A 26,599-nucleotide genomic window follows, 5' to 3' on the forward strand; every position below is an offset into this window, starting at 1 on the left:
CCACTGGATTCATTCTCGCTTCCGTACGATTTACCTTTTCGTCTATGGCTAACTTCTTTAAATGAGGTGCTCTGGTAATTTTACGATTTAGTAAGATTGTATTCTGTATTGTAAGACAGCAGTCATTCATTTGTCTAAAGATAACGTGTATGTTTAAGTCATGAAACCGACTTGGGGAGTTGAAAAGATAAAGGTAGGTAAGGTGTTTAATCTAAATGAATATTTTCAATGAGGAGATTCTACATGAATAAAATAAATTCGTATACAAGAATAGACATTATGGATTACTTACGAGGATTTGCCTTGATTGGGGTACTTCTTGTAAATAGTTTTCAGGTGATGAATAATGTGTCGAATTATAATGAATTACATGCTGGACTGTATTATATTTTTAACAGTAAATTTTATCCAATTCTATTTTTCTTATTTGGACTTGGAAGCTACTTTTTTATGAATCGATCCCAACAACAAATAAAGAACCGTTACCTTCTGTTTTTCCGCAGAATCTGCTTCTTATTTGTACTAGGACTGATCCATACATTTTATGCACCGTCAGGTATTCACGATGTGCTGATGCAGTACGCTGTCCTTGGCCTATTTATAGCTCTGTTTTTTAAAACAAATCAATGGACGAACTTAGTGGTAACGATAATCCTAATCATTTTGTCTATCGTAACTGCCTTTTGTCAACCGTATTATGGGGAGAGAATTGCATGGCTAGAACTTTTCTCAGCAATTAGTAAATGGTTATCGCTGATGATGATAGGTTTTACCATGGGCCAATTTAAAATAATTGAAAATATTTATGCGAAAGTAAAGCATGTTTTGATTTTTTTAATTGGGATCATTTGTGCTTATGTCATTTTATATTTTGTAAATAGCTCAGTAGAGATTACTCCAGCAGGCATTGAAATACTAGAAGATTATTTAGTTTCCTCGATGATGGTTAGCATCCTTATTATTTCTCTGCAATGGAATCAGATAAAAGCTATATTGTCTCCATTAAAATTATATGGACAAATGTCCTTAACAAATTATCTTGCACAAAGTGCCTTATTAATTGTTTTTAGCTCCATGATTAGTATTCATTCTTTGATTACTTTCTTAATCATTCATGCTGTTCTACTCACTGGTAGCTCCATATGGTTAAAGTATTGTAAGATGGGACCGGTTGAACTGTTATTACGATCTTTCACTTATTGGAGTAAAGTTCAAATAAAAAAGACTAAGCAAGTTGAGAAATAAGCGAAATACGATATAGCTTTAGGGCTGGGTTCCAAATGAATGTCTCAGTACGGAATAAAAAGAGAAGAGAAGGGGCCTTCCAACTGTGGAGGTCCCTTTTTACAGTCCGCATACACCAAAATGAAGCAAAAACTACATTTTCCAAGAAGTATTGAAGTGATTTATTGCAAAGGATATACTATTCCCAATATTAAAATAAATCAGAATGATAAAGGGGCTTCAGGTATGGCACAACTCGTAAAGGAACGGATTCGGAAGCAGTATGGAAAGCTGACAGCAAGCCAAAAAATCATCTGTAAGATCGCGATAGAAAAGCCCAGCTTACTTGCGATCCATACCGCTAAAAAAATCGCGGAGTTTACGAATACCAGTGAAGCAACTGTCATTCGCTTTTGTTACGCATTGGGTTACTCCGGATACACAGAGCTTCAGGAAGAAATCAAAAAGTCTCTTTTGATAGGAGACCAAAGGAAGGGGCCGATCCAGAAATATCGAGACACGGAGGTTACGCTCAATCTGAGCAATTACGCCCATCAAGTGATGGAGAGTGATATTGCGTATCTCCAGCAAGGCTTGCAGCAAATAGATTACCACTTGCTCCATGATGTGGTCAAAAGCATCGTGCAGGCTAACCGAATCGTAGTGGTGGGATTTCGCTGGTGCCATATTCCTGCAAAATGGCTATTTTCGGCGTTGAATGCGATCAAAGGAAACACACATTTGTATACGGGAGCCGTAGATAACGCCGATTATTTTCTCACCGAACGGGATCAAGAATGGCTGGTCATTGCGATATCATTTCCTCGTCATCCTAGCGAGACAGTTGCAATGGTCCATTCAGCAAAAGAGCTGGGAGCAAAGATTTTGGCGATTACGGAAGGCGAGTTCTCCCCTATTAGCCAAGTCGCAGATCATCTCCTGAAAATTACCACACCCCAACCCGTTGCCACTAGCGGTATGCCCACACTATTCTCCATGCTAAATGTCTTGATCAAAGGCGTCATGCTCCACGACTCGGAAAATGTCCAGAAACGATTGCAGCACTATGATGAAATCAGTTCGAAGCTATACTCGTTTGTTGGAGAGGAAGAGGAAGACTTCTCGATCTTTTGAAAACAGTAAAAATGAGAAAAGCGAAAGGGGAATCCTGCCAATGACCAAGCCGATTTGGTTTACCGCGACTGGCGACAGCTTCATTACACGCAATCTTCCATACAGGGACCAAGCTTTTGAAGAGGTATCCAGCTTGCTGCACCGTGCGGACGTACGCATTGCGAATCTGGAGACGACCGTACACGATAACGAGGGCTATCCCAGCGCACAAAGCGGAGGCACGTGGGCGATGTCACCACCATCCGTTTTGCAAGTCATGAAAGATTATGGCTTTAACATGATTGGGTGGGCGAATAACCATACGCTTGATTATTTGTATGGGGGACTAGAAGCAACGGAACGATATCTCAATGAGTATGGCTTCGTCCATGCTGGAGCTGGCAAAAATCTCGCTGAAGCGGGGGCGCCGCGTTATCTCGAATGCGAAGGAGCCAGGGTAGCTTTCATCGCTACAACGTCGACTTTTCATCCATGGTGGGCGGCCGGAGATCAGCGTTCGGATAGTATCGGCAGGCCAGGGATCAATCCGATGCGATATATCATGACACACCACATTACGGAAGAAAAGCTCGCTGATTTGCAAGCCATTGCGGAGTCGACAGACATTAACGCCTTCAACAAGCTTCTCATCGAGGAAGGCTTCATGAACGATCCGGGCAAGGAGATCTTTCTCTTCGGAAATGCGCGTTTCATGGTAAGCGACGAAGAAGGGACGACTACTCAGCCGCATCCGCGCGATCTGAACAGAATCGTCAAAACGATTGAGCAGGCAAAAAGGCGGGCTGATTACGTCATCGTGAGTATTCACGCGCATGAGATGAAGGGGGATGCGAAGGAAGTGGCGGCTGATTTCTTGCCTGTGTTCGCAAAAGCTTGCATCGATGCGGGCGCACACGCCGTGGTGGGACATGGCCCCCATTTATTGCGAGGCATTGAAATCTACAACAATCGGCCGATCTTTTACAGCTTGGGGGATTTTATTTTTCAGACAGAAGCCGTTACGAGTCAGCCAGCTGATTTCTACGAGCACTATGGTTTAGACCACAACCATAATGTGGCAGATGCGTTGGAAGAGATGAGTGCCAACTACACACGCGGACTCTGTGTGCACAAAGAGGTGTGGGAGTCGGTTATTCCCTTGTGGAAAATGCAAGATGGTGAACTGCTCGAACTAGAGCTGCATCCGATTGAATTAGGCTTTGATCTGCCTGTACATCGTATGGGGTGGCCGAAATTAAGCGAGGATATCTCCATCTTGGAGGGGCTCAAAGCTTTGAGTGAACCATATGGCACAGTGATCGAGATCACGGATGGAATTGGGCGCGTGCGACTTTCAAAATAGCGGGAAACGGCGGTAGTCTATTTCCTACACAAATGGAGTGATTCACATGATGGCCAGAATCACCATGATTATGTTGTTTTTGCTATACATGATCAATTATGCGGATAAAACGATTGCGGGATATTCTGCCGTGCCGATCATGACTGAATTTTCATTGAACGAGAAAGAATGGGGACTTGTTGGAAGCAGCTTCTTCTGGTTTTTCTCCATTGCCGGGATTATAGGCGCGGCATTATCGGATCGCATCGGGACGAAAAAAATGCTGGCGATCATGGCACTGTCCTGGACTGTCATCCAATTCGGCGCTTATGCGATCGCGGGTTTGCCGATGCTTGTCGTAACGCGTGTATTGCTTGGAATAGGCGAAGGGCCATTTTGGGCAACGGTTGTCAGCCATCTGAATAAATGGTTTCCCGAAGAAAAGCGTGGATTGGTTTATTCCACCGTGAACTTTGGTGCTTTCGTCGGTGCGGTTGCTTCCGCACCGATGATTGTCGCGCTGATCGATAGCTATGGATGGCGATTTTCCTGGGCATTTATGGGCGCACTCAGTCTGATATGGCTCCTGGTCTGGTTGTGGATTGGAAAAGAAAAACCACATGTCACTGTCGCTCCTGCAAAAGGCGCAGCTCCTACCTTGCCAAAAGCGAAATGGTCGGATATATCCGGTATCTTGCTCTCATCCACGTTTCTATTCTGTTTTTTAATCTATTTCGCACAAATATGGGGGACGACCTTCGCATCCGTTTGGGAGCCTGTCTATCTCGTCAAGGTCTTCCAGTTTACAAATCAGGAAATGGCCTATGCAATTGCTGGCACGGGACTTTTAGCCGGACTGATGACCATACTCATTTCTTCAATCGGTGATCGTTTCTTTAAAAAGCATCGCAGCTATCGTAAATCATACGTTTTGGTTGGCGGTGTTTCGATTATTTTAGGGGGACTGTGCTTTTATGGTGTGACTCTCGTTCAATCTACAGTATTTGTTTTGATCTTTCTGTGCCTCGGAAAAGGATTTGCCTTTTCTGTTGGGACAGCTGCCTCTGTTATTGTTAGCAGCTTGTTGCCGGAACGCACGGGACTTTTAGTAGGCGTGTTGTCCAGCCTGGTTACATTGGCAGGGATCATCTCGCCGTTGGTAACGGGCGCTATTGTTCAGTCAGCTGGAGATATTGGAACTGGTTTTGGCAACGCCATGATCGTCAACGGGTTGCTATTTATTATTTGTGGCGTGCTTTTCCTGCTCTTTGTGAAGCGCAATGAACAAGTCAGTCAATTAGCACCGCCAATCTCCCATGTTTCCTAAAAGTAATGCTTTATAGGCTTATCTCTAGGTGTTAAAATTTTCTGAAAAGGGGGTAGGTGTGCGATGTATCATTTGAATGAAAGCCTCATGCAGAGCGCGAAACAATTTGCGGATCGTCCAGCCTTTGTCTTTATGGGAGAAACGACGACGTATGCACAATTCAATCAGCAGGTCGAACATCTCGCAGCAGGACTTGCCCAGCACGGGATTGGAAATGGGGATGCTGTCGCTCTGCTCATGGATAATCGGCCGCATTTTGTAATCGCTTACTATGCGATACTCCGCGTAGGAGCAGTTGTTGTTCCCATGAACCCCATCTATACGGCTCGCGAAATTAGCTTCATTCTTTCGAACAGTAAAGCAAAGGCAGCCATTGCCTTATCGGCGTTGCAGCCGGTACTAACCCCGATGAAGGAAGAAATAGAAAATTTGCAGCTTCTTATCTACTCGGAATCTATTGAGAATGAAATAACGATCGATCAGCTTGTAAAGGAAGGGCAAGAGTCAGAGGTAGGCTACGCGGAGCCGGAACGAAACGAAGACGACCTCGCTGTTATTCTGTACACATCAGGTACGACTGGCCAGCCAAAAGGAGCGATGCTCTCCCATCGGAATATGGCTTCGAATGCGGATGCGATGGGGATATTGTTCGAGTTGGTGCCAGAAGATCGCATGGTCGCGGTACTCCCGATGTTTCACGTCTTCTGCATGACGGTGTGCATGAATGGCCCGATTCAAACGGGTGCAGCCATTATTATCGTGCCAAAATTTCATCCGGTAGACGTCCTCCAAACGATTCGTGAGCAAAAAGCCACATGCTTTGCAGGCGTTCCGACCATGTACAACTATCTGCTACAGGTGCCGACTGCGACAAAAGAAGATTTCTCCTCTATCCGGATATACTGCTCGGGAGGTGCATCCATGCCCGTCGAGCTCCTGCACAAGTTTGAAGCAAAATACGATGCCAAGGTACTGGAAGGCTACGGATTGTCCGAGGCAGCCCCAGCTACAACATTCAATCCATTGCATGGGACCAGAAAGCCAGGATCGGTTGGAATCGATATCCCGCTTGTGAAAAACAAGGTCGTCGATCCCGAAGGAAACGAAGTCGCACGTGGAGAAGTGGGTGAGCTGGTAGTACAAGGGCCCAACGTCATGATAGGGTACCTCGGTTTGCCAGATGATACGGCCGCAGCGCTTCGAGATGGTTGGCTGTATACGGGAGACATGGCGCGTATGGATGAAGAAGGATATGTATACATCGTTGACCGCAAAAAAGACATGATTCTCGTTGACGGCTATAACGTGTACCCCCGTGAGGTAGAAGAAGTGTTATACCAGCATCCTGCGATTATCGAGGCGGCTGTGATCGGAATTCCTGACGAGGTGCATGGCGAGGCAGTCAAGGCATTTGTGGCATTGAAGGAAATAGCGGTTTCTCAAGAGGAAATCATGGCGTTTTGTCGTGACAAGCTGGCGAAATACAAAGTTCCTCGTCAGGTGGAATTCGTAGCAGAGCTTCCCAAAAACACTACAGGGAAAATCTTGCGTCGCTCGTTACGCACCACGTAAACGATCGCACGACGGGATGTGGAGGTGTTTGGATTGCTGCGTTTGATTCATGCAACGGAGGATGATGAATACGAACAAGCACGTGAACTTTTTTTGGAATATGTAGATTCATTAGGAGTTGATTTGAGCTTTCAAAACATTGCCATCGAATTGCAAAATATACCCGGCGAATACGCACCACCAGACGGTTGTATTTTGTTGGCATTAGATAACGAACAGCCCGCAGGATGTGTTGCCTTACGGAAAATAGATGAACAAGTCTGCGAAATGAAGAGATTGTACGTGAAGCCTGAATGGAAGGGGAGAGGAGTAGGGAAAAAATTAGCCTTGGCGATCATAGACGAAGCGAAATTTCGAGGCTATTCATTCATCCGATTAGATACGCTTCCTACGATGGAACAAGCGATTCAGCTTTACCGCTCGTTGGAATTCTATCCAATTGAGCCCTACCGTTTCAATCCGATTGAAGGCACGCTGTACATGGAGAAACAACTCAAATAACCCATTTGCAAAATGGTCTCCCACGATACCAACCTAGAATCATTAGGTCGCGGGGAGGCTTTTTTCTGTTTTTTACACTCACCTTTATGTAAGTAACTGAACAAAATGTGCGTACTTACAAATTTGCAGCAAGCATTTTATACTCATAAAACAACAAACTTCAAGGAGGACCTTACATTGAAAACGCTTGTAATCGTCACACATCCAAACATCGAAACATCCGTCATCAATAAGCGATGGGTAGAAGAACTCAAAAAATATCCAGAAAAGTATACCGTACACGAATTGCATAAGGTTTACCCGGATGGAAACATTGATGTGGAAAAAGAACAACAATTGGTTGAATCGCATGGACATCTAGTATTACAGTTCCCGGTTTACTGGTTTAATTGTCCGCCTCTCCTGAAAAAATGGCTCGACGATGTTTTCGCATACGGGTGGGCGTACGGTTCAAAAGGAGGCGATAAATTAAAGAATCGCAAAGCTGCATTAGCGGTATCAGCGGGAATTAGGAAGGAGGATTATCAGGAAGAGGGAAGGTATCGGTATACGCTTGAGCAAATATTGACCCCTTTTGAAACAACCTTCCGCTACTGCCATGCGGATTATCGCTCATTCTTTGCGTATTATGGTGCGGAGACTGAGTCAGGGGAAAATGTACCTGGTCAAGAACTTGAGCCGACTGGTAGCGTATTGGATAAGAGCGCGCAAGATTATGTGAAATTCATCGATAACCTGTAAGAAGCCCAAAGAAAAAGAAGTATTTCCGCGGTTGGGAGATACTTCTTTTCTTGTTAGAAACGATCGTTATGCCTGTTTCTTTACATCCTCCTGAGGCTGCAAGCTGTTTTTCTCTCCCCAGTCGCACATCATATTTAATAAAGGGATGAGAGAAAGACCACGTTCTGTTAAGGAATATTCCACTTTGGGAGGGACTTGGGGAAATTCCTTGCGGATGATCAAATCATCTGCCTCGAGCTCTTTTAACATCAGGCTCAGCGTTTTAAAAGAAATGGTACCGATACTTCGCTTTAGCTCATTATGACGCATCACCTTCTTTTCAGCGAGCCAATACAAAATGATCATTTTATATTTACCGCCGATTAAAGACAACGTATAACCAAAACCAGTATCTTTCAGTTCCACACTAGTCGGAACACAGGTTTCACGCACGAATCACACTCTCCTTTGGGAAGTATAGTTTATAAATGCATATACTTTACCATACATCATACTGCCATTTTTGGAAAGTGATGCGGAGCAAGAAACCCGTGGACCTTTATGATTCGACGCTCTTTTGATGGCGCTCAAGCTTGCCAGGGCCTGCGTATAGTACGGAAAAGAAACCAATAACGGCGAAAATCAATCCCACGATATAACCATGATTGATGGCAGTACCTAGAGAGTCACTCAAAAAAGAATGAACACTCGGCTCGATTTTTAATGGCTCACGCATGAGAACTTCAGGATTAAGCAGATCAGCTACTTTCTCCAAGGAAATGCCATGTAATGACGCCCCAGTGGATACGATACTCGCATAATTTTGGTTCACAACAGCAGCCGTGATCGATGCACCGAGTACGCCTCCCATGTTTCGACAAAACCCAACGATCGAGGAAGAAATACCGATATATGGTTTATCGACCGAATAGACGATCGCGTTTTGTGCAACGCTCATTAACGGCCCGATTGCAGCAAACCCGAACAGAATCATCAAGAGTGTTAAGAAAAAGAAGGAAATGCCCGTTGAAACGTACATGAGCAAAATAGAACTTACTACACTAGCGAGCATAGAGAACGCCATGAGAGATCGGAAGGAAAATTTTGTTTGCAACATTCCGAATACCACGGCACCTCCCGTCAAAGAGAGCATCAACGGAGTCAAAACACTATTGGAGTTCGGATACCCGAGTACGACCACAGCGAAAATAGGCAAATAAGTGATGGCAGCAAACATGATGGCACCTTGAGAAAGACAGGCGATACAAGTTGCGACCACCATACGGTTTTTGAAAATCTGGAAAGGGAGGATCGGTTCCTGTGCATGACGTTCTACCAGAATAAAAGCAATCCCTACGATTATGGCCAGGGCAAATAGTGAGATGATTTGCCACGATGACCACTCATATGCTTTTCCTCCCCATTCAAGCGCCAGCATGACAGCTATACAGGAGACGATTAATGTAACAGTCCCCAAATAGTCAATCTTTGGCTTTGATTGAGAACGAGATTCTTTCAAGGAAAACAGAAGCGTTAAGAGAGATAACAAACCGATCGGAACATTGACATAAAAGCACCAACGCCACCCCAAGTAATCAGAGAGCAAGGTCCCGACTTGAGGTCCGGCGATAGAAGAGAGCCCAAAGATTCCGGCAAACACGCCAGAGATTCGTGCCGTATATTTCGGATCAGAGGATAGCGTAAATAGGATTGTGAAAGTGATCGGAAAGAGAGCCCCTGAACCAATTCCTTGAAGGGCACGGAAAGCAATTAGCTGTTCGATGCTTTGGGCAACGCCACAAAGTGCCGAGCCAATGAGAAAAATCGTGATGCCAAGTAAGTAAAACAACTTGCGTCCAAAAAGATCGGACATTTTTCCGAAGATGAGCATCGTACTGGTTGCGGCTAATACGTACGAAGTGAAAACCCAGCTCATGCTTTCAAAGCCACCGATATCTTTAATAATGTGACTAATGGCCGCTGAGGTAATGGTATTGTCGAGGGATGACATCAGTAAGCCAAGTGCCATTGCAAGCATAATGAAACGGTTACGTTTTTCGGATCGTGACATAAAAAGCGAACTCCTATCTCTTTTTCTATTGATTTAGCAAACTTCGCTACAAGACTATTATTTATGCTTTCGTTGCCAAGAAATAGGGAAAGAACAATTGCAAATAAAACTTTACCTCGTTACAAGCCACGCGTACCAATTTGCTAGAAGAGGGGCTATCGGCGAAAAAGCAAAAGGAGCTGTCGCGGTGCGACAACTCCAGAAAACCATTTCGCTCTTCTCTGTATTTATCGACTTCGAAATCCGGAATCTGCCACGGAATGGCCTTCTTTAATCAAGCATGAGATACCAATAAATTGCAATCTCATCACTATCTTTATCTAGACCTCTGTAGACGTAGGAATCGAAACCTCCGATGACAAAACCACAACTTTCGTAAAATTTACATGCGCGGACATTATTACTTTGTGTCTCCAGCATGATTCCCGCCATACCGCCATCCTTCGCCCAGCGTTTAGCTTGTTCGATTAGTTTTTTACCGAGACCGTATCCTCTATATTGCTTATCAACTTTGATATCTTCCACATAGGCAAATTTGTTCCAATTTCTTTTCAAAACAATTTGGCCCACAACTTGATTGTTTACGAGCGCTATATAAATGATTTGATGGGGATTGCCGATATAGTTGGAATAATCCTCAATCGTATCTTCTTCAAGCTGTTCATCATCGTAGCTTTTCGTTCTAAGGGGTCTCTCCTTCACCGTATATCCGATTTGCTGTCCGATGAGTTGCAAGACAAGGGTAGAGTCTACGATAAAGCTCCCATCAATGTTTGCACCACATTCTTCGTCGCCAGCCCGCAGTTCTCTAATGAAAATATCCATATTCGTCCTCCTCTGTATTTATAAGGTGAGAATAGGGATAGAAAGGGGGACCGCGGACTTAACGGAATACATATTGCTCCGCCATTTGCAGAACCTCCTCGTATTATTTTGTATGTAAGATTCTCTCAATAATTGTACAATGATTGCTCAGTAGGTGCTACAGCTTTTCATTCGGGAATGATCATATTCATCTCACATGATGGCCGATTGCTGAAAAACGGCTCTTGCAGTTGACTTTGCCCTTAGGGGAAGGGGTATAAGTAGGATATCGATATCGATATCGATTGAAGAATGGAGGTGAGCCTGTGCTATCAATCGGAGAGTTTTCAAAAATATGCGGAGTGACAACTAAAACGCTTCGCTATTATGCTGAAATCGGACTATTGACCCCGGACGAGATTCATCCTGAAAATGGTTATCGGTATTATTCCATCAAGCAACTGAAGAAGATGCTCTTCATCAATCGTTTGAAATCGTATCATTTTTCGCTGGACGAAATAAAAGTCGTTCTGGAAAGGGAAGAAGATCAATCGGAAGAGAAGCTTGTTACCGTGCTTCTTCGCAAGCAAAGGGAAATGTATGAAAAACGAAACGCGTTGGACTACACCATCAAACAACTGAACCATGATCTTTTGAAAATGGAGCAGGGGATCCCCATGATGGCATACCTTGACAACATAGAAGTACAGCTTGTGGAGACCCAGCCCATCCATATTCTTTCGTTGCGTCAGGTGATGACGAGTGATGATTATGCAACAGGATATAGAAAGTACTTTAGTAAGCTGTATAAAAGAATTGCGACTGAAAAGCTCACCTTGCTCGGTACGCCAATAACGATTTATCACAGCCCGGAATTCAATCCCGCCGGAAATGATACCGAGTTTGCACTCCCGGTCGCGGAGGCTGTAATGGGAACAAGAGATTTGCCAGGGGGACTTTGTGCAAAGTCTGTATGTAAGGGGCCTTACTCAGAATTGACATCGGTATACGCCAGGCTGAGGGAATGGGTAGAAAAGGAAGGCTATGAATTGGTGAGATCACCCTACGAAGTCTATGTAACCGAACCCGATCATGCCAACGTTCCTGAGGAGCTTGTTACGGGAGTGTATTTTCCGGTTAGAAAAAAATGACATTCTCTTGTGGAGGAGGGAATTATCATGCAAAGAAACGATTGGTCCCCAACAAAATGGCAAGCAGTTGACCCGGCCCTCTTGAACGTAGACGCTGAAAAACTAGCAGAGCTAGACCCTATCATTGAAGCCTCGTACAGCAACATAAGCGGGATCATTCTTGTAAGAAATGGTTATATCGTCCATGAAAGGTACTATCATGGCTATGGACCGAAAGATAGACATCATGTAGCGTCTGTAACGAAAAGTATTCTATCTGCTCTCATCGGAATTGCCATACAGAAAAGGTTTATCAAACATGTTGACCAAAAGGTGCTGGATTTTTTCCCAGACTATGCACCCGGTCATACGGATACGCAAAAACAATCAATTACCATACGCCATCTTCTAACGATGACAGCCCCCTATCCTTTTGAGGACTGGCTCGAACCACTGGATAAGATGTGTATGCAGTCCGATTGGATAACATATACTCTGGATATGCTCGGGCAAAAGGGAAGGATTGGCGCGTTTAAGTATTCGACCGCTGGGGCGCATCTGCTTTCAGCCATCCTCACACGCAGCACAGGAAAAAGTGCCCGGGAATTTGCCAACGAACACTTGTTTAAACCCATCGGCATAGAAGAAATCCCTGATTATGAAATGAAAGCGTTTGGGTTTGAAGATTTATTCGGGAAAGATGTGAGAGGGTGGGTAAAAGATCCTGACAACAACTCCACAGGAGGGTGGGGGCTCACGTTAACTCCCCGTGATATGGCATGTATTGGCTTGCTCTATCTGAATCGTGGCTGTTGGGGTAATCATCAGATCATTCCAGTAGCTTGGATAGATGATTCAATCGCGATGAATCTCAAACACTACGGGTATCTATGGTGGTTACGTGAAGAGGACGGTGTTTTTTCATTCGCTGCACGGGGCGATGGCGGAAATATGATCTGTTGCATCCCAGAAAAAAACCTCGTCGTAGCCATTGCATCAGAATTCATGCCGAATTCTCGTGATCGATGGACGCTGATCAAGGAGCATATTATCGAGGCGGTAATCTAAGGCAGCAGATAGGAATGGAAGCAATGAACCGGGGAGTTGCCGCTCACCCGGTTTATTTGTTAAACGGTCGTTTAACTACATTTTACTTAAAAGCGTAATTTTCGGCAGCCATGCAAAGGTAGTAGCTTAAACCCGTTTGCTGCTCTTCCAACATCGCGCGGTGGAACTCATCTGATAGGAAAAATCTTGACTGCTCGGCAAATGTTCGCGCATCAATCGGATGGTCTTTTTGTAAAAAAGCAAGATGGTTTTCGATCGCAGAAACCACACTGTCATCGTCGACACTTTTGTTGTTTTTCAGCGCATCGGCCATAAACGTCATGAAAGCCTTCGCTTCGGCAGCTTTTTCATTCAAGGAAGCCACGTCCAGATTCTCTGTATCCAATTGAAAATCATACGCTTTCTGCAAATGCTCATTTTGTTGAGTGAATGCCCGCTTCCATTCTTCTTCGTTCAATCCATCAAACATGTTTTCCGTGGACATTTTTCCTCGCTTCCTCTCGTGTCGAATTGTTTCTTCGAGCGTATTCAAGATGCGCTCCAATCGTAGCTGGCGTGCCTTTAACATCGCTTGCTGCTCACATAAGCACCGAAGTCTGTCAGGTTCGTGATCAAGTGCAGCTTTAATGCTGTCCAATGAAAAATCTAGCTCACGATAAAACAAGATTTGTTGTAACCGCTTGAGCTCATTCTCACCGTAATAGCGGTACCCATTTTCTGTAACGATTTCTGGCATCAGCAAACCAATTTTTTGATAGTGATACAGTGTCTTGATTGTGGTACCAGACAGTTTGGCTACATCGTTAACGGTATACAACATGGCGATTCACCTCCTGAAGTTGAGTTTGCAGTCCGACCTTAGGTTGGAGTCAAGCGAAAAAAATGAAAAAAGGAGTACGGCCGAAAACAAACGAATGTAATTGTATGATCCGTTTATTGGGTGGGGGATTCGCATGACGAAGCTATTTCAGTTGAATTCTGAAGATGACATGGAGAAGGTAGTGGCCCAGTCGCAGCAAATCGCACAAAAGGCGCTGAAAGAATACGACTTGGATGGGGAGCACATTCGATTTAACCAACTGTCCGACACTTGCACATTTGTCATAGAAACTGAGAAGGATGGGGATTATTTACTCCGCATTCACGCTAACAAGAACAGAAACGAAATAGATTCCGAGCTTGCTTGGCTCAGCTATTTGCATGAAAAAATAGAGCTAGAGATTCCAACGGGGATAGAATGCCGCTATGGTTCCAAGACAGTGAGCATCGATCTAGCGAATGGTGACTGTGTTTTCGTATCTGTCATACTTGTCTTGCTAAATTGGACAAGAATAGCAGCCATTCTGGAATCATTCACGGCGATTTGCACCAAGGAAACATTGTTTTTCACAACGGAGATCCTCGTCCGATTGATTTTGGAAGATGTGGGTTTGGTTACTATCTTTATGATATCGCCCATACCATTTTGGGTTTATTTCCTGCACAAAGAGAGCTAGTTATGAAAGGCTACGAGAGTTTGCGGAAACTAGAAGGGGACTGGCTCCCCAAACTAGAGAGCTTTGCGGTGATGGTCATGATTGAAAATTATAGTCATCATGCTTCTGACCCCAGGGAAACCGAGGGACTAAAAAAAGAACAGCCCTATGCAATATCTATGGTCAAAAACTACTTGAACGGTAAGCTATTTCTTTTTCCTTCAAAGGCAGAGAAGTAGCTGGAATCAAACCACCATTTGAAATGCTGGTTGATGACTTAGTTTTATGTGTCGGTATTATAAGTAATGTAAGAAAAATCATAATCCAGAAGAATACACGGAGGCAAAGAAATGATATTAAGAGGTAGTGTTTTTTCTAGTATGCTAGAAATTGAAACCGGAATAACGGTTATTATTCCAAACAAATTTAATATGGAGCAAAATTATCAAGTGGTATATCTGCTTCACGGTCTTTGCGGAGGTAATGGTGATTGGGCAAATTATACGATGTTGCCTGTTTATGCAAATGACTATCATGCAATATTTGTCATGCCGGAAATTTCGAGGAGTTTTTGTTCGGATATGAAATTTGGCTTTAAATATTTTAGTTATATTTCCGAAGAATTGCCAATGATATGCAAAAGTGTCTTTAACATATCTTCAGAAAGAGAGGATACGATCATTATTGGTGATTCAATGGGAGGATATGGAGCTTTGAAATGTGCATTGTCAAAACCAGAGCAATATGGTTATTGTTGTGCATTTTCATCACCATGCTTATTTTTGAAGGAGGATTTAGATGAGAATGGAGAGATTGAAAAATTTAGAATGGTTTATGGAGAACAGATGCTCAAGGATTTTCAAGGGATTTTAGGAGGTAACTTGGAGTGGAGTGATGAGCATGAGATATTGGACTTAGCTAACAAGATCAAAGATCAGTCAGTCAGACCTGAAATATATATGGCATGTGGAACGGAAGATTTTATGCGTGATATCAACGTAAGATTCTACAATGAAATGCAGAATCTTAACTTTACCATTGAGTATGAAGAATGGTCTGGCAATCATGACTGGTATTTTTTCAATGAAGCGCTACAAAAAGCATTAAAGAAAGTTTTGAAATAATTTGAAGTGTTATTCTCATCAAATAGAAAAGCCATAAAGAGATAGTTTACATAATAAAATTATGGTAAACAACACATCGAACACGCGAAAAAATCGTTTGTAAAGAAAAAAGGCAGTGGTAGCTCAGTTTCCCGTCCGAAGCTACTCCTGCCTTTTTCGATTTATCCTTCCTGGCGCAAATGACAAGCGAGCTGTAATTTTAGCAAGTCTTCCGGATTTCGCAAATCGATATGAAGAAGCTCCTCTACTTTGCGCAAACGCTGATACAGCGTATTGACGTGTATGTGCAGCTCTTTGGCAGTCAGTTGAGGGGATTGACTGCATTTCATATACGTGATGATCGACTGTTCCCATTCCTCATATTTTTCCGGGTCTTGCCAGAGGGGGGCAAAGACATCATGAATGAATGCATCAATATCGGCTTGACTCTGGTTCAGCATGAGGCGATTGACACCCAGGTCTTTATAGTGAACCACTCCAGAACGGCTGCGGTTGGTCAGGTAGAGAGCGGCTTTCTTGGCTTCTTCGTAGCTTTTGCTGATTTGCTCAATCCCGCTTGCCATACTTCCCACGCCAATGGATAACGATGCTTCCTTGCCAAGTTCCCACTCATCGTACGCCTGTTGCAGCCTCTCCCGGATGTCTTTTCCATCTCGGGAGCCGAGAGTCCGGATGAGGAGGGTGACATGGTTATGGAATCCGTAGACAAACATTTGTGTTTTGTTGAACGCCCATTTGCAACGGGTAATGAGCCGGTGAATGTTTGCTTCTAGCAATGCCAGGTCGTGGCACTGCGTCAGATGGGCATAGATCACGTAGTATTTTGCTTGTGGCTGTAACCCCATCGAATGGGCGCGGTCAAACAGTTCATTGCCTTTGCTTGCGATCAATTCTTGAAAAAGATCGTGTGCACGCTTGTACAGCACGGAGCTGATCGATTGCTTTTTCACCAAATCGAGTATGAGCACAGCGCTCCCTTGTTCGACCGTCATACGTGTGAGATCAGATAGCCCGCGTTCGTCTACGGGAAGCATGAGACATCCGAGAAAGATGCTTCCATTGATTAGTGGATACAGACAGAACCGTTGATCGTCACCAGAAGCGGGCGAGAACAGGTTGACGGAAACGGGCTGTCTTCTTTTGTTCAGCAATGTATACAGTTCATCCCAGCTAAAAAATAAACCACTCTTTTCAGGATACATTTTTTGCTCAAGCCAATCGGCAAAATAGATGGGATGTCCGGTCATTTTGCTGAGGGTTTTTATGATTGTTTCCGCGTCTTTATTTTGCAGGGACAACTGCTTGATGGATTCATGGATATGGTTGCGTTGAATCAAATCATCGTGCTTGGCTTGCAATTGCGCGCTAATGGCAGCCATATGCTCATACGCCTGTTTGACTTCCGCATAGAGCTCGGCATTTTGCAGGGCGATGGAAGTTTGGTCTGCGAAGCCTTGGAGGAGGTCAAGGTCGTATTCCGTAAACACATTTTCTTGATGAAACTGATGCAGGACAACTACACCAATACGCTTTTCTCCTCGTGATATTGGAACACATAACAACCCATTCAAGTCTTGCAATGCTTTTGCGTGGTTCAGAGAATGAAAGTTATCAGCAGAGATATCCTTCATTGCATGGGCTGTTTCTTGGCTGGTTTTGTACATACGTGGGATTCCGTCCTCGAACACTTTGCCCGCGATGGATTCTCCTACTCGCATTTTGAGGTCTTTGAACACGGTATCATAAAAACCGACAGTCGCTTTCGGAATCAATCGGTCGATAGAGGGATCATACAAGTGCAGGAGGCCTGCGTCTGCAGCCGGGATAACAGCCAGTGCATTACCAATGATTCCACGAATGATTTGGTCAACGTCGAGAGTAGCAGATATGGAACGAATCCCTTCAAAAAGCTTCTTGCTTTCCTCCGCTTTGGCAGTCATTTTTTCTTCTGCCAACAACAGACGAATCCCGAACCACAATAGGTCCCATTGGTCAGCGGTTAGGATGACCGGTTGGTTTGCTTTATGTGCTTGTGCTAGGCAGATAACAGCTTGTCCTTCGTTTTCGTAGAAAAAACGGTACATTTGTTGGGAGGGAAGGGACTCATAGGTATAACGCTTATCGTTCGCATCGCTATCACTGTGAGGTACAGTCATAGGGGGAATAATTGTGGTAGCGTTTTCGTGAAAAGAGGAGAAAACAAGCCGAAAATGTCGATCACGCGAAAATTGGAACCAGATAGAAGAAGGCTGATCACCAAACCATTCATGCAGCTTTTCAAGCAGGAGCGAAAAAGAATTCATCCACGTGTCCTCCATATAGAGAAATACACATTTGTATCTGGAAATAAGTGTCTGTATATACATTGTATTCATAATTTTCGCTAGATACAATACTCCTATATGAAGCGGAAGGTGGGAGACGATTTGACAGCAACTTACAATAACTACATCGCCGGAGCTTGGGTGACGAGCCATACTGGACAGGTTTTCCCTAGCACGAACCCTGCCAATACGAATGAGGTTCTCGGTTATTTTCAAAAATCGGACGGGCTAGATGCGCGTTCTGCCATTGAAGCTGCTGCCGATGCTTTTGGTGAATGGTCACAAAAATCGGCTCCCACACGTGGAGAATTCTTGTTCTCCCTCATTCACTTATTGGAAAAACACAAAGAAGAGCTCGCAGAAACGATCACCCGTGAAGTAGGGAAAACATTGCGGGAAGCGAGAGGTGAGGTTGCCAAGACAATCAATTCCATGAAGCAGTTGACCGGAGAAGCGACTCGCTTGACAGGTCAAACGGTCCCTTCCTTTGATGAACGGGTAGTGGGTTACACGGTACGAGAGCCAATCGGGGTTTTCGCGATTATTGCTCCATGGAATTTTCCGTTGGGGATTGGCTTGTGGAAGATCGTTCCAGCCATCCTCGCAGGTAATACAGTGGTGTTCAAGCCAGCAAGCAACACCTCCTTGATTAGTGTAAAGCTAGTAGAGCTCCTAATTGAAAGTGGCGTTCCAAGTGGCGTTGTGAATTTGGTAACAGGACCAGGTGCAGTAATCGGGGATGAATTAGCGAATCATCCACTGGTCAAAGGGATTTCATTTACGGGTTCGTCTGAAGTGGGACTTGCCTTGGGGAGAGCAGTTGGAGCTAGAGGAGGGAAGATTCAGGCGGAGATGGGCGGGAAAAATCCGGCGATCATTCTCGCGGACGCCGATATTGACCTCGCTGTCGATTCCATCGTACTGAGCGGATTCTTCGATAATGGCCAACGTTGTACGGGGACCAGTCGCGTATTGGTTGTTCCCGAAGTAGCCGAAGAAGTAAAAGCAAAACTGATCGAGCGGGCGAAGGGCTTAAAAATCGGGAATGGTTTCGATCCAGACAATCATAATGGTCCAGTAGTGGACGAGCATCAGCTCAATTTGTATCTCCATTATGTACAAAAGGGCATTGAAGAAGGCGGCGTACTGGAATGCGGAGGGAAGCGCCTGGTAGATGGTGATCTCGCCCAAGGCTATTTCGTCGCGCCGACGGTGTTTACCGGCATCACACAAGAGATGACGATTGCCAACGAAGAAATTTTTGGCCCTGTGATCGCCGTGATCGATGTGGATTCTTTCGAACATGCTATGCAAGTGGCTAACCAGGTGGAATTTGGCTTGTCCTCTACGATTTTTACGAACGATTTGCAAAAAGCTTTCCAGTTTGTCAAAGGGATTCAGTCAGGTGTCACGCATGTCAATCTGCCGTCGACTCATTTTGAATCACAGTTTCCGTTTGGCGGGAAAAAGATATCTGGATTGGGTCCGAGAGAGCAAGGGGAATCAGCGCTCGATTTTTACGTCGAGACAAAAACGGTTTATATTCGGCCATAAGTATAGGGAAAGCAGGAGGAGCGAAGATGGAAGCGATTGGTGTGATCGGCATTGGTGCAATGGGAAAAGGGATGGTCTGCAATCTGTTGCAAAAAGGCTACCACGTGTATGCCTACGATCCAAGTCCGGCAGCAAAAGCCTGGGCAAAGGAAAAAGGAGCGACGGTCGTCGAGTCTCCACTGGCAGTGGGTAGCGTAGCACGTGTCGTTTTCACTTCGCTTCCAGGTCCTGCGATTGTTGAGGAAGTCATGCTGGGTGCGGACGGACTTTTCTTATCATTAGGGGCTGGCAGTTTCGTATTTGATACCAGTACGATCGATCCTACAACAGCAAAACGTCTGAATCAGCAAGGCGTAGAAAAAGGGATCTACTATTATGATTGTCCAGTGAGTGGAGGACCCGCGGGTTCTGCGACCGGAACGTTGACCATTATGGTCGGCGGTGATGAGACAAAGCTTCCAGAAATCATGGACTATCTCAGAGCGATTGGAAAGGAAATTTTTTACTTGGGGGAATCCGGCGCTGCACAAGTGGCGAAGCTTTGTCACAACTCTGTCGTTGCAGTCATTACAGCAGCGTTGGGCGAGGCGTTCAGTGTCGGAGCAAAAGCTGGCGTTGATCCACACAAGCTGGCAGCAGTCATGGATAAAGGCTCTGCCCACAATCGTGTGCTCTCCGTTTTTGGGCCTAACATCTTGTACGGTACGTATGAAAATACAGTCTTCTCCTTGGATCATATGCACAAAGATTTGCAGCTCTATGCGCAAACCGCACGTGAACAGCAAGTTCCTGTACTCGTTGGAGGAACGGTTGCACAAATGTATGAGGCAGCCAAAGCACAAGGCAAAGGTAGCTGGGATTCGAGTGCGGTCTGTACCGTGACCGAAGAGCTGGCTCATACAACGATTGCGCGTTAAGCGTTGAGTTTGACGAAAGAGAAAGTAGACTACGGCAACGATTGCTTGTAGTCTACTTTTTTATGCAGGCTCTTATTGAATGAAGTATGAACCACTATCTGCGATCAAAAGCAAGACTCGCAGCAAGACCTGTCAAGACACTTGCCATTAGCCAACGCTGTACCCGTAGCCATGTTGGTCGTGTACCAAACCAGACAGCAACTCTGCTTGCTACAAGAACAATAAGCAGGTTAACAGTAAAGCTGACGGCAATTTGTGTAATACCTAAAGTAGCGCTTTGCAGGAGCACCGATCCCCTCGCAGGATCTACAAACTGAGGTAAGAGTGAAACATACAAAATAGCAATTTTGGGGTTCAGTAGATTTGTCATCAATCCCATTAGAAATAACTTTTTCGGTGGTTCAATAGAAAGAGAATCAGGCTTGAGAATGGAAGTCGCACCTGGTTTTACTGCATTCCAAGCGAGCCAAAGCAGGTAGACAGCTCCGACCCACTTGACTGATTCGTAAACGAACGGGACCGTTATGAAAAGAGCAGAGAGACCGAGCATAGTGGCGATCATGTAAATCACGAATCCAAGTATGACACCAAGAAGTGAGATGACTCCAGCTCTGCGACCTTGTGAAATCGTCCTGGAAATGAGGTAAATCATGTTAGGGCCAGGGGAACAAACCATGCCGAGCGAAACAAATAGAAAGGCAATAAGAGTACCAAAACTCACCAATTTGCATGACCTCTTTCCGTGGTTCCTCAAAGTTAGAAACTATTATATATCTCACGTTCAGTTTTTGATAACATTTTTTCATGAAGCAGCTTCTCATTTACTTACTCGCTTTATTCATTTGTGCATAAGACCGTTCAATCACATGCAATGCTTCATCGTGCTTCACGACATTGTTGCCCAACGTCACAATGACGAACAATAGGATAAGACCGAGTAATGCCTTTTTTACTTTCACATGGCGCAGATGCATGATGAACCTCGCAGCGAGCAGGAAAAAGGCGAAGAAGTAATGTCCGGCATACAAGTACAAATCGTATGTAAACGTGGCGAGTCCGAACCCTATTACAATGTGCAGCACGAAAGCAAACCCGATATAAGCGGCGAGCGACCAGGCTTCTTGTGTACGAATCCCTTTGATGAAACCGAGTATAGCCAGAGTGATCAGCGTCAAGCCGATGACATGCACATACCATGGATACGGCAGCGTGAGGTTCGTAGCGAATGCGACCATCCCCGGTTTTGGATCGATGAGCGCAATGTCTGGGGTTAGTACAGGACTGATAACGAGCATATATAGAGCTTTCCAATGCTCGAAAAACGAGAACGGAGCCGTGTAGATGAACCCTCCGGTATGAATCGCTTTGTACCAAGTAGAAAACCAGGATTGACCGAACATGACATGCTGCAAAATCGTAAAGCTAATGATCAACAGGAGAAATACCAACGCAGTCCGCACCAGCTTCATAAAAACGCCAGTCTTTTCTTTGTGAAACAGATTGACGGCCAAAACGCTCATAAATGGAATGATGTTCGTCGAGGTGACACCGAAGTTGACGAGGGCGAATGAAGCGTTGGGCCAAACAGCCAATTTCTTTTCCGTACGACTGTACTGCGTGTAAAGTACCGATAATAGAATGACGAACTGCGCGTACGGATAGGAATCGGGAATCATTGCCGTGAAAATTTGATAAGAGGCCGTCCCGAAAAATACGGCAAAAAGCAATGGGGTATAGAAGCTATTCCATCCCTTGCGCAGGTAGTAGTAAACCATTACAACGCCGAGCGCGTTCATGATCGATTGAACCACCGCGAAGAAGAAGTTTTCCTTGAAAAATTCCGATAAATAAGCCAAAGGAAAAGAAATCAAATTGATAAACGGATGGATCACCGTCGGGTTGTTAGAGCTATAGTACAGCGTCGGGTCAAAATTAAACAGATTAAGCGTAAATGGAACGCCGTAAAAAGGGCTGATCGGGGCGAGAACAGTGATGTTTTGATTCATATAAGTGAGAAAAGGCACATTCATCGACAAATAAAACATGAAAAAACAGGCAAATAGAAGGAACGCTCTGACATTATCTTTTCGATCTTGAAACAAATAGCTGAAAAAACGCATACCAATCCACCATTCAACGTATTTTTGAGATTAACGTAACGAATTTTAGCTATATTATACAAAAATAATGAATTCTGCACCAAAATTTTACATTCAATTGGCTATCCATTTTTTACGAAGCCTGTGCATCACGCTGTTGACAGCTACAATCAGTGGGTCTAGCATGAATGAACATGTCCGATGAGATTGAAAGGAGTGAACCACTTGCAAGAACTATCCTCCATAGAACTGATCCAATACCTGCAAGAAAAGGAGTCGGTCGCTCTTTTTGTCTATACACCGATGTGCGGGACCTGCAAGCTCGCAGCACGTATGCTCGGCATCATGCAAGAAGCATTGCCTGCCGTTCCTCTGTATCAAATTAACATTAATACGGCGCCTGCATTGGCAGAACAATGGCAAGTGACCAGCGTACCCGCCTTGCTTATTTTTCAACGAAACGAATTGGTAGCACGGCATTATGCCATCCAGTCCGTTGGATTTTTATACGATGTATTGAAACCTTTGGCCTAGACATACACCTATTCCCTTCGCTATGAATATGACAAAGAGAGAAGAAATGCGAAGGAGGAGGCGTATGCAAATCCACGTGGTGGAAGAAGGACAAACCTTAGCAAGCATCGCCGAGACGTACGGCACAACGCCGGAAGCGATCGATAAGGCGAATGAATTACCAGATCCCAATAAACTGGCAATCGGACAGGCGATGGTGATCCCGATTGTAGGAAGCTACTATTGGGTCAAACAAGGAGATACGTTGTATACCATCGGTCAGCGTAACCATATCAGCGCAGCAGAGCTTGCTCGTGTCAATGGGATTTCTCCCTATAAACCGCTACAAGTTGGGCAAAAGCTATATATCCCGCCTCGCCCTAGACGAGCGGCTGATTTCAATGCCTATGTGGAACCGCGCCGCACTGTCCCACCCGCGATGGAAGCGGATGTTCGGAGGGCTGCCCCTCATCTTACGTATTTGGCACCGTTCAGCTTTCGTATCAAACGGGATGGAACTCTCCAACGACCAAATCTGAGCAATTTTCCGGAAATCGCAAAAGAAAACCAAGTTCTCCTGATGATGGTCGTGACGAATTTGGAAAAAGGTCAGTTCAGTACGGAATTGGGCGCACTCATCTTGAACGATCAAGAACTCCAGAACAAATTGTTGGATAATATTCTCGCGACCGCCCGTGAGCTGGGAATGGGGGATATCCATTTTGATCTGGAAGCTTTGCCTACAACAGGTGCAGAAGCGTACGCGAACTTCTTGCGAAAAGCAAGGAGCCGTATACATGCAGCGGGGTTGATGATGTCTGTTGCGCTCGCACCGAAGACGAGTGCCGAGCAAGCAGGTAAATGGTATTCCGCCCATGATTACAAGGCGATAGGAGCGCTTGCCGATTTTGTCGTGATTATGACGTATGAATGGGGCTATAGTGGCGGTCCTCCCATGGCAGTTTCTCCGATTGGACCGGTGCGGCGTGTCTTGCAATACGCCATTACCGAAATACCCGCTGATAAAATTTTGATGGGCCAAAATCTGTACGGATACGACTGGACCTTACCGTACGAGCGAGGAACGACAGCGAAAGCGCTGAGTCCGCAAGCGGCAATTGCCCTGGCTGCGCGGCATAATGCCGTCATTCGATATGATTATCGCGCGCAGGCTCCATTTTTTACGTACACCGATGATCAAGGAAAGCAACATCAGGTGTGGTTTGAGGATGCACGGTCGATTCAAGCCAAGTTCAATCTGGTTAAACAACTCGGTTTGAGGGGCGTCAGCTACTGGAAACTCGGTTTGCCATTTCCGCAAAATTGGCTGTTGATCGAGGAGAACTTTCGCGTCCGTAAACGTGCATAGTCATCTGGCGTACATTCCATCGTGGGTTGTACGCCTTTTTTTTGAATAAAAAATCATGGTATGATGAAGATGACAGGAAGGAAAAGGGGAGAAATCATGGGAGAATGCAAATTGGATCACAGTCATGAGGATGTACTCAAAAAACTGGCAGAGCAAGCTCCACATTTATCAGAGTTGCGTGTGAGTCAATTCAAAAATCAGTTGAACGGCGAACTCAGCCAAGAGCGTCTAAACGAGCTGTTTCATTTATTGAAAAAGTATGACCTGGCAAGCCCAGAGGAGCGCCAAGAGCGCGAAAAACAAATGGATCACTTGTTTGGCTAAGCTTTATACATACGTTTTTGTTTTGCCCCCGAGTGGGAGAATCAGGCTGGAACCATGGTTCCATGCAGCGAGGAGTAACGATGGACGACAGACTCTATTATCAGGATGCCTATACAAGTACGTTTTCGGCCCAGGTGACAAAAACAGGTGTCGAGCAAGATGGGACACCTTACGTGGTACTGAATCAAACGGCTTTTTACCCTACTGGAGGCGGGCAGCCTTCCGACCTGGGTGTATTGGAAGAAATTCGTGTGGTAGATGTGGAAGAGGTAGACGGTGAAATTCGTCATCGACTGGAGGCTCCCTTGTCCGAAAGCATAGGGGAAGTAACGGGGCACATCGATTGGGACCGCCGCTTCGATCACATGCAGCAGCATGCTGGCCAACACATTTTATCTGCGTCCTTCCTGGAAGTCGTGCAAGCGGAGACTGTTGCCTTTCACTTGGGAAAAGAGCGCGTCACCATTGATGTACGACTGGATGAGTTGACAACAGAAGTATGGGAAAAGGTAGAAAAGCGCGCGAATCAGATTGTTTTGGAAAACCACCCCATCCTTGCACGGTTTGTAGATGATGAAGAATTGGCAACGCTGCCCTTGAAAAAACAGCCGACTGTTACCGAAAATATTCGTGTCGTGATGATACCTGATTTTGATTACAACCCGTGTGGAGGAACACATCCTGCGCGCACGGGCGAAGTCGGGATGATCAAGATCTTGGGCTGGGAGCGACATCGCGGGAACATTCGTCTGGAATTCATCTGTGGCTGGCGAGCTTTGCGGGACTACAACCAAAAGCAAGCTGTGGTTCGCGATACAGCGAAGCTGCTCGCTACCAATGAAGGCGAACTGATCGCACAGACGGAACGCCTCCTTGCAGAACGCGACACCTTAAAGGCAAAATTGGCAGAAGTGGATAAGCAGCTCTTGGAAGTAGAAGTCAATCAACAACTAGCTGCTGCTAGCCAACTCGGTCAGTCGCGCCTCATTATGTGTACCTTCACAGACAAAACCATTCAACAGCTTCAGCAGTTCGCACAGCAGGCTACCGCTTTGGCGCCAGATGCAATTTGCCTCTTGGCTGCTACTACCGAAGACAAAGTGCAAGTCGTGTTTGGTCGTGGGCAAGAAGTCAACGTAGCCATCAATCAAGTGTTGAAAGAAACCTTGCCGGTTATTAATGGAAAAGGTGGGGGAAATCCTGCCATGGCACAGGGTGGCGGTCAGGCAGTAGTGAATGCGGAAGAAGTATTGCTGCATGCACGCAAACTGCTGGAAGCCTCACTGATATAAATGCATTCGATTCAAGAAATGGAGGAAACCGCGATGAACTGGAATCCGGGAGATATTGTTCGCGTTGCGCAGCGAACGGGTGAATATATTGCAGAAGTATTGGAAATCCACGATTCGAAGCTGCTAGTTAAGGTGCTGGCAGTTACCAAATTCCCGACGCAAGGCGATTTGCATTCTTCCTACGAAGTAGATGTGCCGCTGTTTCACCAGCGCCCAGCACTGTCGTATATGGAAAAATTCATGACGCCTGTCCAAGGGCTTATTCGCTATAATGGAGCGATTCCCGACTACAAGGAATCTGTCCGACAAGCGATGGAGAGAGAAATGGAAAAGCTTTCGAAAATGGCAGCTTGGGCAGAACGCTGTCTCGTTGAGCTGGAAAAGATGCACAAGGAAGCCTTTACAAACACGAAATAGAGTGGTACTGTAGTACTCGAATGTAGGACAATTGCATAGCTTTACTACCAAACGGGGGCCAAGCAACGTTGGCTGAGATTGTGACGAGTGTGTTACTGACCGTTGAACCTGACCTGGGTCATGCCAGCGGAGGAAGAGGTATTTGGAATCAGTATCACGTGTCGCATCCGAGCGGAACTATGCTTGTTTGTGCGCATGTATGATAAGATGACACTCAACCATCCGAGGCGGATGGTTTTTTTATGCCATTCGTCCGGTGAGATGGGATGGGTATACGGCTTCTTCTGTTTGTCTGAATCGACTCAGGCAGGCGGGAGAA

25 protein-coding genes, 1 pseudogene and 1 riboswitch are annotated in these 26,599 nt (G+C 45.2%); of the genes and pseudogenes, 19 read left to right on the forward strand and 7 right to left on the reverse strand.

Annotated elements, in window-relative coordinates:
• Window positions 1–243: 243 nt before the first annotated feature.
• From HP401_RS30280 to HP401_RS30310, 7 genes are all read left to right on the forward strand, one after another.
• Window positions 244–1,245 carry a DUF418 domain-containing protein gene (locus HP401_RS30280; protein ID WP_173606023.1) on the forward strand — a complete coding sequence of 334 codons (1,002 nt, stop codon included), beginning with the start codon at window positions 244–246 and terminating at the stop codon, window positions 1,243–1,245.
• A gap of 225 nt (window positions 1,246–1,470) precedes the next feature.
• Entirely contained in the window at window positions 1,471–2,358 is an 888-nt protein-coding gene (locus tag HP401_RS30285) for a MurR/RpiR family transcriptional regulator (RefSeq protein WP_173606024.1), read from the forward strand.
• A 40-nt stretch (window positions 2,359–2,398) separates the two neighbouring features.
• The gene (locus HP401_RS30290; protein WP_173606025.1) at window positions 2,399–3,700 is read left to right on the forward strand and encodes a CapA family protein; all 1,302 of its coding nucleotides are present in this window, start codon (window positions 2,399–2,401) and stop codon (window positions 3,698–3,700) included.
• Between the two features lie 46 nt (window positions 3,701–3,746).
• Window positions 3,747–5,006 carry an MFS transporter gene (locus HP401_RS30295; RefSeq protein WP_173606026.1) on the forward strand — a complete coding sequence of 420 codons (1,260 nt, stop codon included), beginning with the start codon at window positions 3,747–3,749 and terminating at the stop codon, window positions 5,004–5,006.
• Window positions 5,007–5,069: 63 nt separating this feature from the next.
• Complete coding sequence (locus HP401_RS30300; RefSeq protein WP_173606027.1) at window positions 5,070–6,578, forward strand: fatty acid--CoA ligase family protein; 1,509 nt, start codon at window positions 5,070–5,072, stop codon at window positions 6,576–6,578.
• 24 nt (window positions 6,579–6,602) lie between these two features.
• Window positions 6,603–7,079, forward strand: coding sequence for a GNAT family N-acetyltransferase (locus HP401_RS30305; RefSeq protein WP_309145138.1), 477 nt, complete (start codon window positions 6,603–6,605; stop codon window positions 7,077–7,079).
• A 177-nt stretch (window positions 7,080–7,256) separates the two neighbouring features.
• Window positions 7,257–7,820 carry an NAD(P)H-dependent oxidoreductase gene (locus HP401_RS30310; RefSeq protein ID WP_173606029.1) on the forward strand — a complete coding sequence of 188 codons (564 nt, stop codon included), beginning with the start codon at window positions 7,257–7,259 and terminating at the stop codon, window positions 7,818–7,820.
• A gap of 66 nt (window positions 7,821–7,886) precedes the next feature.
• On the opposite strand, the gene HP401_RS30315 is transcribed toward HP401_RS30310, so the two are convergent.
• From HP401_RS30315 to HP401_RS30325, 3 genes are all read right to left on the reverse strand, one after another.
• Complete coding sequence (locus tag HP401_RS30315; RefSeq protein WP_173606030.1) at window positions 7,887–8,252, reverse strand: winged helix-turn-helix transcriptional regulator; 366 nt, start codon at window positions 8,250–8,252, stop codon at window positions 7,887–7,889.
• A gap of 106 nt (window positions 8,253–8,358) precedes the next feature.
• Window positions 8,359–9,870 (reverse strand): MFS transporter, encoded by a 1,512-nt coding sequence (locus HP401_RS30320; protein WP_173606031.1) that lies wholly within the window; start codon window positions 9,868–9,870, stop codon window positions 8,359–8,361.
• Window positions 9,871–10,140: 270 nt separating this feature from the next.
• Entirely contained in the window at window positions 10,141–10,695 is a 555-nt protein-coding gene (locus HP401_RS30325) for a GNAT family N-acetyltransferase (protein WP_173606032.1), read from the reverse strand.
• A gap of 305 nt (window positions 10,696–11,000) precedes the next feature.
• Here HP401_RS30325 and HP401_RS30330 point away from each other — a divergent pair, with 305 nt between their 5' ends.
• Window positions 11,001–11,825, forward strand: coding sequence for a MerR family transcriptional regulator (locus HP401_RS30330; protein WP_173606033.1), 825 nt, complete (start codon window positions 11,001–11,003; stop codon window positions 11,823–11,825).
• A gap of 27 nt (window positions 11,826–11,852) precedes the next feature.
• The gene (locus HP401_RS30335) at window positions 11,853–12,872 is read left to right on the forward strand and encodes a serine hydrolase domain-containing protein (protein WP_173606034.1); all 1,020 of its coding nucleotides are present in this window, start codon (window positions 11,853–11,855) and stop codon (window positions 12,870–12,872) included.
• An 82-nt stretch (window positions 12,873–12,954) separates the two neighbouring features.
• Here HP401_RS30335 and HP401_RS30340 read toward each other — a convergent pair whose 3' ends face one another.
• Complete coding sequence (locus HP401_RS30340) at window positions 12,955–13,692, reverse strand: MerR family transcriptional regulator (protein WP_173606035.1); 738 nt, start codon at window positions 13,690–13,692, stop codon at window positions 12,955–12,957.
• 543 nt (window positions 13,693–14,235) lie between these two features.
• Here HP401_RS30340 and HP401_RS30345 point away from each other — a divergent pair.
• The 3 genes and pseudogenes from HP401_RS30345 to HP401_RS30355 form a co-directional block, all read left to right on the forward strand.
• Window positions 14,236–14,313: pseudogene (locus HP401_RS30345) on the forward strand (hypothetical protein); the annotation flags it as partial.
• 57 nt (window positions 14,314–14,370) lie between these two features.
• Window positions 14,371–14,586, forward strand: a complete 216-nt coding sequence (locus tag HP401_RS30350; RefSeq protein WP_254457117.1) for a hypothetical protein — start codon at window positions 14,371–14,373, stop codon at window positions 14,584–14,586.
• Window positions 14,587–14,697: 111 nt separating this feature from the next.
• Window positions 14,698–15,471 carry an alpha/beta hydrolase gene (locus tag HP401_RS30355; protein WP_173606036.1) on the forward strand — a complete coding sequence of 258 codons (774 nt, stop codon included), beginning with the start codon at window positions 14,698–14,700 and terminating at the stop codon, window positions 15,469–15,471.
• Window positions 15,472–15,632: 161 nt separating this feature from the next.
• On the opposite strand, the gene HP401_RS30360 is transcribed toward HP401_RS30355, so the two are convergent.
• On the reverse strand, window positions 15,633–17,774 hold the full coding sequence (locus HP401_RS30360) for a helix-turn-helix domain-containing protein (protein WP_173606037.1): 2,142 nt from the start codon (window positions 17,772–17,774) through the stop codon (window positions 15,633–15,635).
• Window positions 17,775–17,873: 99 nt separating this feature from the next.
• Between HP401_RS30360 and HP401_RS30365 the strand changes: the two genes are divergently transcribed.
• Window positions 17,874–19,349: an aldehyde dehydrogenase family protein gene (locus tag HP401_RS30365; protein WP_173606038.1), complete on the forward strand. Its 1,476-nt coding sequence runs from the start codon at window positions 17,874–17,876 to the stop codon at window positions 19,347–19,349.
• Between the two features lie 26 nt (window positions 19,350–19,375).
• Entirely contained in the window at window positions 19,376–20,266 is an 891-nt protein-coding gene (locus HP401_RS30370) for an NAD(P)-dependent oxidoreductase (protein WP_173606039.1), read from the forward strand.
• Between the two features lie 94 nt (window positions 20,267–20,360).
• Here HP401_RS30370 and HP401_RS30375 read toward each other — a convergent pair whose 3' ends face one another.
• Window positions 20,361–20,990, reverse strand: a complete 630-nt coding sequence (locus tag HP401_RS30375; RefSeq protein WP_173606040.1) for a LysE family translocator — start codon at window positions 20,988–20,990, stop codon at window positions 20,361–20,363.
• Between the two features lie 97 nt (window positions 20,991–21,087).
• On the reverse strand, window positions 21,088–22,386 hold the full coding sequence (locus tag HP401_RS30380) for a DUF6080 domain-containing protein (protein ID WP_173606041.1): 1,299 nt from the start codon (window positions 22,384–22,386) through the stop codon (window positions 21,088–21,090).
• A 195-nt stretch (window positions 22,387–22,581) separates the two neighbouring features.
• On the opposite strand from HP401_RS30380, the gene HP401_RS30385 reads away from it, so the two are divergent.
• The 5 genes from HP401_RS30385 to kapB all read left to right on the forward strand — a co-directional run bounded on the left by HP401_RS30385 (window position 22,582) and on the right by kapB (window position 26,280).
• The gene (locus HP401_RS30385) at window positions 22,582–22,899 is read left to right on the forward strand and encodes a thioredoxin family protein (RefSeq protein WP_309145139.1); all 318 of its coding nucleotides are present in this window, start codon (window positions 22,582–22,584) and stop codon (window positions 22,897–22,899) included.
• A 64-nt stretch (window positions 22,900–22,963) separates the two neighbouring features.
• Entirely contained in the window at window positions 22,964–24,247 is a 1,284-nt protein-coding gene (locus HP401_RS30390) for a glycoside hydrolase family 18 protein (RefSeq protein ID WP_173606043.1), read from the forward strand.
• A gap of 96 nt (window positions 24,248–24,343) precedes the next feature.
• A complete protein-coding gene (locus HP401_RS30395) occupies window positions 24,344–24,571 on the forward strand; it encodes a hypothetical protein (protein ID WP_041749457.1) in 228 nt (75 codons plus the stop codon).
• 80 nt (window positions 24,572–24,651) lie between these two features.
• Window positions 24,652–25,863 (forward strand): alanyl-tRNA editing protein, encoded by a 1,212-nt coding sequence (locus HP401_RS30400; protein WP_173606044.1) that lies wholly within the window; start codon window positions 24,652–24,654, stop codon window positions 25,861–25,863.
• A gap of 33 nt (window positions 25,864–25,896) precedes the next feature.
• Window positions 25,897–26,280, forward strand: a complete 384-nt coding sequence (gene kapB / locus HP401_RS30405) for a kinase-associated lipoprotein KapB (protein WP_015891398.1) — start codon at window positions 25,897–25,899, stop codon at window positions 26,278–26,280.
• A gap of 41 nt (window positions 26,281–26,321) precedes the next feature.
• Window positions 26,322–26,432, forward strand: a riboswitch (TPP riboswitch).
• Window positions 26,433–26,599 lie beyond the last annotated feature (167 nt).

Source organism: Brevibacillus sp. HB2.2, from assembly GCF_013284275.1.
Classification (GTDB): Bacteria; Bacillota; Bacilli; order Brevibacillales; family Brevibacillaceae; genus Brevibacillus; species Brevibacillus brevis_D.